At 70.0% G+C, this 13073-nt stretch carries 13 protein-coding genes; 9 read left to right on the forward strand and 4 right to left on the reverse strand.

The window, feature by feature from the left end; genetic code table 11:
* Positions 1–12: 12 nt before the first annotated feature.
* From ACFZP7_RS32440 to thrS, 6 genes are all read left to right on the forward strand, one after another.
* Positions 13–1377 (forward strand): aspartate aminotransferase family protein, encoded by a 1365-nt coding sequence (locus ACFZP7_RS32440; protein WP_385637615.1) that lies wholly within the window; start codon positions 13–15, stop codon positions 1375–1377.
* A complete protein-coding gene (locus ACFZP7_RS32445) occupies positions 1374–2366 on the forward strand; it encodes a zinc-binding dehydrogenase (RefSeq protein ID WP_125771821.1) in 993 nt (330 codons plus the stop codon). Before ACFZP7_RS32440 ends, ACFZP7_RS32445 begins: the two co-directional genes overlap by 4 nt.
* A gap of 39 nt (positions 2367–2405) precedes the next feature.
* Entirely contained in the window at positions 2406–4076 is a 1671-nt protein-coding gene (locus tag ACFZP7_RS32450) for a GH3 auxin-responsive promoter family protein (RefSeq protein WP_355520274.1), read from the forward strand.
* 4 nt (positions 4077–4080) lie between these two features.
* Complete coding sequence (locus tag ACFZP7_RS32455; RefSeq protein WP_385637619.1) at positions 4081–4998, forward strand: TIGR03619 family F420-dependent LLM class oxidoreductase; 918 nt, start codon at positions 4081–4083, stop codon at positions 4996–4998.
* A 13-nt stretch (positions 4999–5011) separates the two neighbouring features.
* The gene (locus ACFZP7_RS32460; protein WP_385637622.1) at positions 5012–5758 is read left to right on the forward strand and encodes a fumarylacetoacetate hydrolase family protein; all 747 of its coding nucleotides are present in this window, start codon (positions 5012–5014) and stop codon (positions 5756–5758) included.
* 80 nt (positions 5759–5838) lie between these two features.
* Positions 5839–7866 carry a threonine--tRNA ligase gene (gene thrS, locus ACFZP7_RS32465; RefSeq protein ID WP_385637624.1) on the forward strand — a complete coding sequence of 676 codons (2028 nt, stop codon included), beginning with the start codon at positions 5839–5841 and terminating at the stop codon, positions 7864–7866.
* Between the two features lie 185 nt (positions 7867–8051).
* On the opposite strand, the gene ACFZP7_RS32470 is transcribed toward thrS, so the two are convergent.
* Complete coding sequence (locus ACFZP7_RS32470; RefSeq protein ID WP_385637626.1) at positions 8052–8411, reverse strand: helix-turn-helix transcriptional regulator; 360 nt, start codon at positions 8409–8411, stop codon at positions 8052–8054.
* 107 nt (positions 8412–8518) lie between these two features.
* On the opposite strand from ACFZP7_RS32470, the gene ACFZP7_RS32475 reads away from it, so the two are divergent.
* The 3 genes from ACFZP7_RS32475 (at position 8519) to ACFZP7_RS32485 (ending at position 9637) form a co-directional block, all read left to right on the forward strand.
* Positions 8519–8902, forward strand: a complete 384-nt coding sequence (locus ACFZP7_RS32475; RefSeq protein ID WP_385637629.1) for an STAS domain-containing protein — start codon at positions 8519–8521, stop codon at positions 8900–8902.
* A gap of 191 nt (positions 8903–9093) precedes the next feature.
* Positions 9094–9336: a DUF5133 domain-containing protein gene (locus ACFZP7_RS32480; RefSeq protein WP_019331169.1), complete on the forward strand. Its 243-nt coding sequence runs from the start codon at positions 9094–9096 to the stop codon at positions 9334–9336.
* A gap of 88 nt (positions 9337–9424) precedes the next feature.
* On the forward strand, positions 9425–9637 hold the full coding sequence (locus ACFZP7_RS32485) for a hypothetical protein (RefSeq protein WP_385637631.1): 213 nt from the start codon (positions 9425–9427) through the stop codon (positions 9635–9637).
* Between the two features lie 28 nt (positions 9638–9665).
* Here ACFZP7_RS32485 and ACFZP7_RS32490 read toward each other — a convergent pair whose 3' ends face one another.
* The 3 genes from ACFZP7_RS32490 to ACFZP7_RS32500 form a co-directional block, all read right to left on the reverse strand.
* On the reverse strand, positions 9666–10115 hold the full coding sequence (locus ACFZP7_RS32490) for an ATP-binding protein (protein WP_385637633.1): 450 nt from the start codon (positions 10113–10115) through the stop codon (positions 9666–9668).
* 369 nt (positions 10116–10484) lie between these two features.
* Positions 10485–10967: a GNAT family N-acetyltransferase gene (locus tag ACFZP7_RS32495; protein WP_031015036.1), complete on the reverse strand. Its 483-nt coding sequence runs from the start codon at positions 10965–10967 to the stop codon at positions 10485–10487.
* A gap of 87 nt (positions 10968–11054) precedes the next feature.
* On the reverse strand, positions 11055–12980 hold the full coding sequence (locus ACFZP7_RS32500; RefSeq protein WP_385637636.1) for a CASTOR/POLLUX-related putative ion channel: 1926 nt from the start codon (positions 12978–12980) through the stop codon (positions 11055–11057).
* Between the last annotated feature and the right edge of the window lie 93 nt (positions 12981–13073).

Below are 13073 nucleotides of genomic sequence, written 5' to 3' on the forward strand. Positions count from 1 at the left end.
AGAGGCTTCCCCGTGGAGAAGACCGACGTCGACCGGCTGCGCACACTCGACCGAGAGCACATGTGGTACCCGTGGACGCCGATGACCGAGTGGATGGCCCGTGATCAGCTCGTCGTCGAACGCGCCGAAGGCTGCTGGCTGATCGACGCAGACGGTAAGCGCTACCTCGACGGCCGCTCGTCGATGGGCATGAACCTGCACGGCCACGGCCGCAGCGAGATAGTCGAGGCCCTGGTCGCCCAGGCGCGCAAGGCCGGTGAGACCACGCTCTACCGCGTCTCGCACCCGGCGGCGGTGGAACTCGCTGCCCGCCTGGCATCGATGGCGCCGACCGGGCTCCAGCGCGTCTTCTTCGCCGAGTCCGGATCGACCGCGGTGGAGACGGCTCTCAAGGCTGCCTACGCCTACTGGGTCGCGAAGGGTGAACCGCAGCGATCCACCTTCGTGTCCATGGAGGGCGGTTACCACGGCGAGACCCTAGGCACGGTCAGCCTGCGCGGCACCAACGGCGAACAGGTCGACATGATCCGCAAGACCTACGAGCCACTGTTGTTCCCCTCCCTCTCCTTCCACCAGCCCCACTGCTACCGGTGTCCCGTCGGCCAGTCGTCGGACAGCGACTGCGGGCTGGAGTGCACCGATTCGCTGGAGAACCTCCTCACCCGGGAGAAGGGCCGGATCGCCGCGGTCATCGTCGAGCCGCGGGTCCAGGCCCTCGCCGGAGTGATCACCGCCCCGGAGGGACACCTCGCAAAGGTCGCGGAGATCACCCGCAGGCACGGAGTGCTCCTCATCGTCGACGAGGTCCTCACCGGCTGGGCCCGCACCGGCCCGACGTTCTCCTGCGAGGCCGAGGGCGTCACACCGGATCTGATGACGGTGGGCAAGGCGCTGACCGGCGGATATCTGCCGCTGTCGGCCACCTTGGCCACGGAGGAGATCTTCGGAGCCTTCCGTGAGAGCGTCTTCCTCAGCGGCAGCACCTACTCCGGATACGCGCTCGGGGCGGCCGTCGCCCTGGCCAGCCTCGACCTGTTCGAGAAGGAGGACGTACCGGCCCGGGCCAAGGCGCTCGCCGACGTGCTCACCACCGCACTGGAACCCTTCCGCGCGCTCACCCACGTCGGTGACGTCCGGCAGCTCGGCCTCATCGCCGGCGTCGAGCTGGTGGCCGACCGGGAGACCCGCGCCCCCTACCCGCCCCAGGAGCGCGTCGTCGATCGCATCTGCACCCTGGCCAGGGACAACGGCGTGCTGGTCAACGCGGTCCCCGGGGACGTGATCACCATGCTGCCCTCACCGTCGATGAGCCCCGACGACCTGCGCTTCCTCACCGGCACCCTGTACACGGCCGTCCGAGAGGTGACCGAAGAGTGAAAGGGCTGATGCGGGCGGCCGTCATCCGTGCCTGGGGCGGCCCCGAGCGGCTGACCCTGGACCGGGTCGAACGGCCGTCACCCCCGCCCGGATGGATCGCCGTACGCGTCGAGGCCTGCGCCCTGAACCACCTCGACATCCACGTGCGCAACGGGCTTCCGGGCGTACGGCTGGAACTCCCGCACGTCTCCGGCGGCGACGTCGTCGGCGTCGTCGAGCAGGCCACCGACGAGGCGGGGGAGAGACTGCTCGGCAGCCGTGTGCTGCTCGACCCGATGATCGGGCGCGGCATCCTCGGCGAGCACTACTGGGGCGGGCTCGCCGAGTACGTCGTCGCACCCGCCCACAACGCGCTCCCCGTCCCCGATCAGGACGCGGACCCGGCACGCTACGCCGCACTGCCCATCTCCTACGGCACGGCCCAGCGCATGCTCTTCAGCCGCGCCCGGCTGCGTCCCGGCGAGAGCGTGCTGCTGTTCGGCGCGACCGGCGGCGTCGGCGTCGCCTGCGCCCAGCTCGCCCTGCGTGCCGGGGCCCGGATCATCGCCTGCTCCGGATCACCGGCCAAGCTCGCCCGGCTGCGCCGACTCGGCGTGATCGACACGATCGACACCGGCACCGAGGACGTACGGCGCAGGGTCCGCGAACTCACGGACGGCGGTGCCGACCTGGTCGTCGACTACCAGGGCAAGGACACCTGGCCCGTCTCCCTGCGCTCGGCGCGCGCCGGCGGCCGCATCGTCACCTGCGGCGCGACCACCGGGTACGAGGCGACGACCGACCTGCGCTACGTGTGGTCGCGTCAGCTGGACATCCTTGGCTCCAACGCGTGGCACCGCGACGATCTGCACACGCTGGTCGACCTGGTGGCCACCGACGCCCTGGAACCGGTGGTGCACGCCGACTTCCCACTCTCCCGCGCTCCCGAGGCGGTCGCCGAACTGGAGGAGCGCCGGGCGTTCGGGAAGGTCGTGATCCGCACGGCGTGAACTCACTCCTGTCCCGGCTCGATCCCAGGGGGAAACAGCGTGACCGGCAACACCACATCCGCAGCCTTCCTGCGGCGGACACAGAACGCGCTCGCCATGCAGCGCAAGATATGCGCCCAGCCCGAGGAGACCGCGGAGCGCGTGTTCTCCGACATCCTCTCGGTGTCACGAGACACCGGCTTCGGCCGCGAACACGGCCTCGCCCGGGTCCGCACCCGCCAGGAGTGGCGGCGTGCCGTGCCCATCCGCACCTACGACGAACTGGCCCCCTACGTCGAGCGGCAGTTCTCCGGCGAACGCCGCGTGCTCACCACCGACGACCCCCGCGCCTTCCTGCGCACCTCGGGATCGACCGGCCGCGCGAAGCTGGTACCCACCACCGATCACTGGCGCCGTGTCTACCGCGGACCGGCGCTGTACGCGCAGTGGGGGCTCTACTTCGAACAGATCGGCACGCATCGGCTCACCGGCGACGAGGTCCTCGACCTGTCCTGGGAGCCCGGCCCCATCCGGCACCGACTGCGCGGCTTCCCCGTCTACAGCATCACCGAGCGCCCCGTGTCGGACGACCCCGACGACTGGAACCCGCCGTGGCGTCACGCGAGGTGGTTCACCCGCGATGCCGGTGCCGCGACCATGGCCGACCTGCTCTACGGCAAACTGCTGCGGCTGGCCGCCCACGACCTGAGACTGATCGTCTCGGTGAACCCCTCCAAGATCGTCCTGCTCGCCGAGACACTGAAGGAGAACGCCGAACGCCTGATCCAGGACCTGCACGACGGCCACGGCACGGACCGGGCAGCCCGCCCGGACTTCCTCCGCCGCCTCACCGCCGCCTTCGACCGCACCGGAGGCCGTCCGCTGCTCACCGACCTGTGGCCCGGCCTGCGTCTGCTCGTCTGCTGGAACTCCGCCTCCGCGGCGCTGTACGGGCCCTGGCTGTCCCGGCTCGCGACCGGCGTGGCGACACTGCCGTTCAGCACCACGGGCACCGAGGGAATCGTCACGCTGCCCGTCGACGACCACCTCTCGGCGGGGCCGCTCGCTGTCGACCAGGGGCATTTCGAATTCGTTCCGTGGCAGGACCTGGACGACGGCAGCCCTCTGCCCGAGGACACCCCCACCCTCGGCTATGACGAACTCGAACTCGGCGCCGACTACCGGCTCGTCATGAGCCAGGCCAACGGGCTCTACCGCTACGACGTGGGCGACGTGTACCGCGTCGTCGGAGCGGTCGGCGCCACGCCACGGCTGGAGTTTCTGGGACGCGCGGGATTCCAGTCCTCCTTCACCGGCGAGAAGCTCACCGAATCCGATGTGCACACCGCCGTGATGCGGGTCCTCGGCAGCGAACGCACCGACCACCCGCACTTCTCCGGCATCCCCGTCTGGGACACCCCGCCCCACTACCTCGTCGCCATCGAATGGGCCGACGCCCACGGCACGTTGAACGTGCAGGACACAGCCCGCCGCATCGACGCGACTCTCCAGGAAGTCAACGTGGAATACGCCGACAAGCGCCGCAGCGGACGACTGCGGCCCCTGCAGATCCTGCCCCTGGTGCCCGGCGCTTTCGGCCAGATCGCCGAACGAAGGTTCCGCCAGGGCACCGCGGGAGCCCAGATCAAACACCACTGGCTCCAGAAGGACTCGGCGTTCCTCGACACGCTGCGCGACCTCGACCTCGTCCGCGCCCGCCCGGGTACGTGACGGCATGCGCATCGGATTCGCCGCACCCATGTCCGGCCCCTGGGCCACCCCGGACACCGCCGTGCACGTCGCCCGCACCGCCGAACAGCTCGGATACGCCTCGCTCTGGACCTACCAGCGAGTCCTCGGCGCGCCCGACGACTCCTGGGGCGAGGCCAACCGCAGCGTCCACGACCCCCTGACCACCTTGGCCTTCCTGGCCGCGCACACCACCGGGATCCGGCTCGGTGTCGCCGTTCTGATCATGCCGCTGCACACCCCCGCGGTGCTGGCCAAGCAGCTCACCACCCTCGACCTGCTCTCCGGCGGCCGACTCGACGTGGGCCTCGGCAACGGCTGGGCCGCCGAGGAGTACGCCGCCGCCGGCGTGATTCCCACCGGGCTCAGCCGTCGCGCCGAGGACTTCCTCGCCTGCCTGCGGGCCCTGTGGGGTGAGCAGACCGTGGTGGAACACGACGGCCCCTTCTACCGGGTCCCGCCCGCCCGCTTCGACCCGAGGCCCGCCCAGTCCCCGCACCCGCCGCTGCTCCTGGGCGGTGCCGCGCCCGGCGCACTGCGCCGCGCCGGCCGCCTGTGCGACGGCTGGATCGCGAGCAGCAAGGCCGGCCCGGCCGCCATCCGCGACGCCATCACCGTCGTACGCGACAGCGCTGAGCGAACCGGACGCGACCCCGCGACCCTGAGGTTCGTCTGCCGCGCCCCGGTCCGGCTGCGGACCCGGTCGGCCCCCAACGAGCCGCCGCTGACCGGCACCGCGGAGACGATCCGGGCCGATCTCGCCGCGCTCGCCGACACTGGCCTGACCGAGATCTTCCTGGACCCCAACTTCGACCCCGAGATCGGCTCACCGGACGCGCCGACCGGCGACGTGCGACACCGCGTTGATCTGCTGCTGCACGAACTGGCCCCCGCAAACTGGTGAGAGGAAGAGAACAGTGCTGATCGCGCGCGCCGCCGTCGGAGACGACCGAACGTACGCCCGCGTCGACACGGACGCAGGGCTGATCCACCTCCTGGCCGGCACTCCCTACGACGAGATCCGGCCGACCGGCGAAACCAGACCGCTTGCCGAGGCCCGCCTGCTCGCACCGGTCGAACCCAGCAAAGTGCTGGTCGCAGGACGCAATTACGGCGATGTCGTCACACCGGACCTGGTGGTCTTCATGAAGCCGTCCACCTCTGTCGTCGGCCCCAGGAGCACCGTCCTGCTGCCGGCGGAGGCCAAGGAGGTCCGGTACGAGGGAGAACTCGCCGTGGTGATCGGGCGCCGCTGCAAAGACGTCCCCGAAGACACCGCGGACCAGGCCGTGTTCGGCTACACCTGCGCCAACGACGTCACCGCCTGGGACGTCGGGGAACCGAAGGGCCACTGGACCAAGGCGAAGAGCTTCGACACATTTTGCCCGCTGGGACCATGGATCCGCACCGATCTCGACCCCGCTGACCTCGTCCTGCGCACAACCGTGAACGGCACGCTGCGCCAGGACGGCTCCACCAAGGAAATGAACAGGAATGTCCGCGCCCTCGTGTCCCGTTGCAGCTCACTGATGACGCTGCTGCCCGGAGACGTGATCCTCACCGGCACACCGGCGGGCGCCGGCATGCTGCGTCCGGGTGACGAGGTCGTCGTCGAGATTGACGGGATCGGTTCGCTCGCGAATCCGATCGGCGTGGCCAAGTAGTTCACTGACTACACTCGCGCGAACAACACGGGCCCGTCTGCGGCGCTTCGAGCTGCGCCGATCCCCGAGGAGAGAATCCAGTGTCTGTAATCCGTCCCACCGCCGAAACCGAACGCGCAGTCGTGGTGGTCCCGGCTGGGACGACGTGCGCCGACGCGGTCACCGCGGCAAAGCTGCCGCGCAATGGCCCCAACGCGATCGTCGTGGTGCGAGACCCGTCCGGCGCCCTGCGTGACCTCGACTGGACCCCCGATTCCGACGTCGAGGTCGAGGCCGTCGCGTTGTCCAGCGAGGACGGCCTCACGGTGCTGCGCCACTCCACGGCACACGTACTGGCCCAAGCGGTCCAGCAACTCTGGCCGGAGGCCAGGCTCGGTATCGGCCCGCCGATCGAGAACGGCTTTTACTACGACTTCGACGTGGAGCGCCCCTTCCAGCCGGAGGACCTCGAGCGCGTCGAGCAGCGGATGAAGGAGATCATCAAGTCCGGCCAGCGCTTCTGCCGCCGCGAGTTCCCCGATCGGGAAGCGGCCCGTGCCGAGCTTGCCAAGGAGCCGTACAAGGTCGAGCTCGTTGACCTCAAGGGCGACGTGGACGCCGCCGAGGCAATGGAGGTCGGCGGGAGCGACCTGACGATCTACGACAACCTCGACGCGAGAACTGGAGATGTGTGCTGGTCCGACCTCTGCCGCGGCCCCCACTTGCCGTCGACCCGCCTGATTCCGGCGTTCAAGCTGCTGCGCAACGCGGCAGCCTACTGGCGCGGCAGCGAGAAGAACCCCCAGCTGCAGCGCATCTACGGCACGGCCTGGCCGACCCGCGACGAGCTCAAGTCCCATCTCGCCGCCTTGGAGGAGGCCGCCAAGCGTGACCACCGCCGCATCGGCGAGGAACTCGACCTCTTCGCGTTCAACAAGGAGATCGGCCGCGGCCTGCCGCTGTGGCTGCCCAACGGCGCGATCATCCGCGACGAACTCGAGGACTGGGCCCGCAAGACCGAACGCAAGCTCGGCTACAAGCGCGTCGTCACCCCGCACATCACCCAGGAGGACCTTTACTACCTCTCAGGCCATCTGCCTTACTACGCGGAGGACCTGTACGCGCCGATCGACATCGACGGCGAGAAGTACTATCTCAAGCCGATGAACTGCCCGCACCACCACATGGTGTACAAGGCGCGCCCGCACAGCTATCGCGACCTGCCCTACAAGGTCGCCGAATACGGCACGGTGTACCGATTCGAGCGCAGCGGTCAGCTGCACGGCATGATGCGTACGCGCGGATTCAGCCAGAATGACGCGCACATCTACTGCACGGCGGACCAGGCCAAGGACCAGTTCCTGGAAGTCATGCGCATGCACGCGGACTACTACCGCACTCTGGGGATCAGCGACTTCTACATGGTGCTCGCGCTGCGTGACTCGGCGAACAAGGACAAGTACCACGACGACGAGCAGATGTGGGAGGACGCTGAGCGGATCACCCGGGAGGCCATGGAAGAGTCCGACATCCCCTTCCAGATCGACCTGGGCGGTGCCGCGCACTACGGCCCGAAGGTCGACTTCATGATCCGAGCCGTCACCGGCAAGGAGTTCGCCGCCTCCACCAACCAGGTCGACCTGTACACCCCGCAGCGTTTCGGGCTGACCTACCACGACTCCGACGGCACCGAGAAGCCCGTCGTGGTGATCCACCGCGCTCCGCTCGGCTCGCACGAGCGCTTCACCGCCTATCTCACCGAGCACTTCGCAGGTGCCTTCCCGGTGTGGTTGGCGCCGGAGCAGGTCCGGATCATTCCGATCGTGGAGGAACTCACGGACTACGCCGAGGAAGTCCGCGACATGCTGCTGGACGCGGACGTGCGTGCCGACGTCGATGCCGGCGACGGCCGGCTGAATGCCAAGGTACGCGCGGCCGTCACCCGGAAGATCCCGCTCGTCGTGGTGGTCGGCAGGCGAGAGGCTGAGCAGCGCACCGTAACCATGCGCGACCGCTCCGGCGAGGAGACCCCGATGTCCCTGGAGAAGTTCGTGGCCCATGTCACTGGACTCATCAGGACCAAGAGCCTGGACGGCGCCGGCCACATCCGTCCGCTGTCCAAGGCCTGACCCACAGCCACGGGGCCTCGGCAGGTGTCCCGCCTCGGACCACCCTTCGGTCCTCAGCCGACGGCGGGCTCATGGCAGCCGCCCGACCTGCCGGTGCCGTGGCTGTTCGGCAAGCCCGTGGGCGCCGCCCGCCGAGGAGACCGCGCGCTGCCGGGGGATGATCTCGTCCGGCCCGCGCCCCGGGCTCACCGGGCGGCGCTGGAGTGGGCCGGACGGGAGCCGGCACCGGCCGACCGTCCGTGGTCGGTCTCGTCCCGGACGAGCAGGGACAGCAGAGCGGCCACGGTCAGGCCCGCTTCCGCCGGGTGGCGCAGAACCTTGTCCGGCTCGACACGGTAGATGTTGCTGCGCCCGTCACGGGTGTGGGAGAGATAGCCGTCCCGCTCCAGGTCCGAGATGATCCGCTGGACGGCGCGCTCGGTGAGTCTGCAGTGGGCGGCGATGTCGCGGATCCGCACGTTCGGTTTGTCGGCGATGGCCGCCAGTACACGGGCGTGGTTGGTGACGAACGTCCATCCGGAGTGAGATTCAGGCACTGCAACCATGCACAGCATTGTAGGGACCATCTTTGCCGGACAGCCAATACATGACATACTTTTCGCGTTAAGGGTGGCATGTTCTGTCCCATGGGCAACTGAGAAGGGACCCGAGGGTGTCTTTGGATGAAGCGGTCGCGGGGTGCTCGCGCCACACCGGCCGGCGTCGGCTCCCGGCCGCGGAGCAACCCACGCAGGCGCAGTACGAAGCGCACGGCGCCTGGGTCGTCAGCGCACGGGGCGCGTACGACATGTACTCGGTCGAGCCCCTGGCCGACGCGTTGAAAGACGCGGCCGAGAAGTGTCCGAAGGTGGTACTGGACGCCTCCGGCATCACCTTCGCCGACTCCACCCTGCTGAGTCTGCTGATTCTCACCCACCAGGCGACGGACTTCCGGGTGGCCGCGCCGACGTGGCAAGTGGTGCGGCTCATGCAACTGACGGGCGTCGACGCCTTCTTGAAGGTAGGGGCCACGGTGGAAGAGGCCGCCGCCGCTTAGGGGGCACGGCGCGCCGGGTCTCGGCTGACGCAAGCCGATGGCTTGGAGCTGAGAATTCCGGGCATTCGACGTTCTGCCTGGCCCCCGGCCGTCGATGGTGGCCGGCCAGGCGTGATGAAGACAGTCACCTCCTCGAGGCGCGGTCGACCGCGCCTCGGGGAAGGGCGGTTGACGGGAGAGGGAAGGTGTCCATGATTCTGCCGGCGGAGAAGGAACTGCGTGCCGTGCTGGCTCGGTTCGCTCAGGCGCGCATCGACCACGACGTACGTCCCAGCGGCAGTACGAGCAGGCTCCTCGAGGACGCCACGTACACCCTGTGCGTGATGACCGGTGCCCGTACCGCCGAACAGGCTCTGCGTACGGCGGACGAACTTCTCGCACAGTTCGCCGAGCGCGCCGCTGCCCCCGTGGAGGACGAGGCCTTGGCCGCGTGAACCGACGGCACACACCTGCGGCGCCTCGCGTGGCAGGTGTGTGCCGTCGGCGGGCGGACGCGAGCACCTGAGGAAATGAGAGAGAGTCATGAGCGATACCCGGCTTCGGCAGCGCGATGAGACGTCGAAGGGGCCGGCCACCGAGATCCCGGCACCGCAGTGGCGGGACCTCTTCCTCGCCCCCGACTGGGGCGGCACTGATGAGCAGGTGATCGTCGCCGAAGAGGCGCGCGGGTCCGAGTACTTCACCCGAGCGCGCCGCCCGCGCGGCGGCCGCCGATCGAGTCGACGGGCCGCGTGATGCGCGGCCCTGCCGCGACGGCCGCAGTTCAGGTGAGGGCGATCCGTGCGGTGATGCGCTTGCCGGACGGCTCGGGCCGGACCTCGACGGCCTGGCTCAGCGCCGCCACGATCTCCAGGCCGTGCTGACCCACCCGGGCGGGATCGGCGGGCCGGGGAGCGGGCAGTGTGGTGTCACCGTCCCGCACGGTGACGGTCACCGCGTCGTCCGTGAGGCTCAGGGTGAGTTCTATGGGGTCGGCCCCGTACTTGACCGCGTTCGTGATCAGCTCGCTCACCACCAGGTGGACGGCATCCGACGCTCTCTCCGGCACCGGCGACCGAAGGTCCCGCTGTGAACGGGTGAGGTAGTCGGTCGCGAAGTGACGGGCGTCGGCGATCCGCAGCGCTTCCCGCCGGTACGTCACCGAGGCCGCCCGCGGATCCGCACCCTTCGGTGCCCGCTGTGTCGACGAACCGTCCAGTCCGGTCTCACCCATGTCAACCGCCACGTTACCCCCGAGCCACGCCCGCGCGCCGACGCCTCCCGCGCGATGAGAACATCTCATGTGTTCCTACGATAGTTCTGCTTTCCGTCGGTCACCGCACCCGTCGGCCAGGGAGAAAGCGGCGGCCTGGACGTGATCCGGGCCTCAGGCCGTGCTGAGCACGCCTCCGCGCAAGCGGGCCGGCAGCCGCTCCGGAATCCGTGCGGTCGTCGTCGCCATGATGGCCCTCCCCGTTCCGATGGCCCGCTCGCATGACGGGCAACTCGGCGGCTACCCCCTGCGCGGGCTCGCATGCACGGAAGCGGAGATCTTGTCCGAGGACGTTCCGCTCCCGCCCGAGCCACGCGATCGAGTCGGCGGTTACGGGATCAGGAATTCCAGCACGGGTCGGTCCCAGGCCACCGCGGGCGGGTTCGCGCGGGCGGTTCCGGTGGGCAGGGCGCCCACAGCGCGGTAGAAACCCTCGGCCGGAGGATGCGACACCACCCGGACACGGTCCAGCCCTGCCGCGCGCGCCTGCGTCTTCATGTGATCGACGAGCAGCCGCCCGATGCCGCGGCCCTGGGTACCGTCCTGGACGAACAGCAGGTCCAGCTCCGCTGGCGCGAGGAGCAGCGCGTAGAAGCCGAGCACCCGGTCCGTGGCGTCCTCGGCGTCGACGGCTACGAAGACCTGGTGGTTCTCGATGTAGTCGGGCCCGACGCGGTAGTCGGAGACCATCGCCGCGTACGGGCCCTCGTAGGCTCGTGAGCCGCGTACGAGCCGCGTGAGCCGCTTGGCGTCCCGGGCGACCGCCCGGCGGATGACGATCTCGCCCCGTACGGACGCGGAACTCGATTGCACGGGGAGCAGTCTACGCGTCCGGGACGGGCCGGGACCTCCGCGGGCTCCGTCCGAGCCTTCCCTCAGCCCGTCCCGATGACAACCACCTCAGTCCGTCCCGATGACGACCACCTCGTCCTCGGCCGTCCACCGGCGCCGCTCGCGTTTGGGCGGATTGATCCGCACCCCGTAGTGGGGGCGCGTCGACGCGTCGGCGTGGCCGCGGTAACCGATGGCGCACTCGCCGCGACGGCGTGCCGCGGCCACGACGGTGGCGAAGGACGTGGTGCTCCCCGGCAGCAGGTAGTCGGTCGCCGGCCGCAGGCGGACCCCGGCGCCCTCGGCGGAGAACAGTTCCTCGAAGACCGCGGCCAGGTGCCGGTTCTGGGAGATCTGGGACATGAGCAGGCCGATGAGCTTGCCGCTGATGATGACGTCGGCCCCGGGGCCGATGGGGGCCAGCGCCCGGTTGCGGTCGTCGATCAGTTCGGTGACGACCGGCAGCTCGCGCCCGGTGGCTTCTTCCAGTTGGCGCAGGAGCAGAAGGGTGACGAGCGTGCGGTTGTCGGGATCGTCCGGCGGTTGTCCCGGGGCGGGGTCCCGCCCCAGCACGATCACGCTGTCGTAGGAGTGGACGTCCAGGCGCCGCAGCGTCTCGGGACGGGTGATGTCCCCGTGGTGCAGAGCCAGGCTCAGGCCGTTCCCACCGGTCCCACCGTTCTCGCCGTTTCCGCTGTCCGCTTCGGCCTCGCTGATCTCGCGGATCGTCGCCTCGCCCGATTCCGCCACGACGTCGACGGCCGAACCGGGCCGGGCGCGTCGGTGCAACTGGTCGACCACGAGGGGCGCTCGGCGGTTCCAGCCCAGTAGGAGAATCCGCTCCGCCGGCGCGGGCGTCGGAGGGCGGGAGGCCACCGCGGCCTTCTCGACCGACTCCGCACAGTCGTCCAGCCGGGCCGTGTCGTCGTCGCCGGTGATGACGACGAGCAGGTCGTCCGGGGCGACCGGTGTCGTCGGCGGCGGGTTGAGCAAGGGGGTGCCGCCGCGCATCAGCCCGACGACGCTCGTCGTCGAGTAGGACAGGAGAACCTCGCCGAACGGGCGGCCGGTCAGGGCCGGCTCGCTGATCAGGTAGAACTCGTCTCCGGCGAAGTCGAGGAGTTCCTGGTGGACGAGGGAGATCCCGGGACGGCGGGCGGCCTGGACGATCAGCCGGGCGGTGACGGTGTCACTCTCCAGGACGACGCCGTCGGGTCCGGCGGCGAGACAGGCGGCCAGGCGGTACCGGTCGTCCCGGACGGCGGCGACGACGGGCGGACGCGGCTCCGCCCCGGCCAGCGCGGCCCGCAGCGCCAGCAGTGTCTTCACCACCTCCGCGTCGGCGTGCGGCTCGTCCGGAGGCAGAACCAGCACGACACCGGCCGTGGCCGGGCTGGTCAACGGCAACACGGCCGGGTCGGTGGTGGGGCCGCTGCGGCAGATCAACCGCGTACCGCCGAAGGAGCCCACCTTCGTGCCCAGGGACTCCTCCATGACGGTCTTGTCCCGGTCGGCCAGCACCACCACCGCCGCGCCGCGCTGGTTGACGTTGGCGGCCACCAGCTCGCCTACCACCGTGAAGACCTGCTCCGACCATCCCAGGACCACGGCGTGCCCCTGTTCCAGCACGGTGGAACGGCCCCGCCGCAACGAGGTGAGCCGCTCCGTGAGCGCCGTCGTGATCAGGCCGACGAGCGTGGAGACGTAGAGCAGGGTGACCAGCGCGAGCAGCACCGACACCATCGCCCGCAGCGGCGTACCCGTGGCACCGCCCAGCCGTAGCGTCTCCCCGGTGAGACGCCAGACCTCCGCCAGCCGCTCCGCGAGGGACGGCGGGGCATCAGGGTCGGTCCACACCATCACCGCGCTGGCCGGCACGACGACGGCCAGGGACAGCAGCGCCATCCAGCCGACGAGCGCGGCGGCACCGCGGGCCAGGGTGCTGTCGAACCAGTAACGGGCCCTGTCACCGAACGGAGTCCGCCGCTGCGCCACCCTTCCCCCTTCCGTCTCCCCGTCTCCCACCAGGCCGCGTCGGCACCGCAGCGGCGCCGTGCCGCGCGGGCCTGCCCCGGAGCGCGGACGTGG

It is taken from the genome of Streptomyces sp. SudanB5_2050 (assembly GCF_964272335.1).
Taxonomy (GTDB): Bacteria; Actinomycetota; Actinomycetes; order Streptomycetales; family Streptomycetaceae; genus Streptomyces; species Streptomyces rochei.

What these genes read in the sequence shown, in the direction of transcription:
- ACFZP7_RS32455 (WP_385637619.1), top strand. Translation starts at nt 4,081, where the DNA reads ATGCGCATCGGATTCGCCGCACCCATGTCCGGCCCCTGGGCCACCCCG.
- ACFZP7_RS32470 (WP_385637626.1), bottom strand. Translation starts at nt 8,411, where the DNA reads ATGGTTGCAGTGCCTGAATCTCACTCCGGATGGACGTTCGTCACCAAC.
- ACFZP7_RS32480 (WP_019331169.1), top strand. Translation starts at nt 9,094, where the DNA reads ATGATTCTGCCGGCGGAGAAGGAACTGCGTGCCGTGCTGGCTCGGTTC.
- ACFZP7_RS32485 (WP_385637631.1), top strand. Translation starts at nt 9,425, where the DNA reads ATGAGCGATACCCGGCTTCGGCAGCGCGATGAGACGTCGAAGGGGCCG.
- ACFZP7_RS32490 (WP_385637633.1), bottom strand. Translation starts at nt 10,115, where the DNA reads ATGGGTGAGACCGGACTGGACGGTTCGTCGACACAGCGGGCACCGAAG.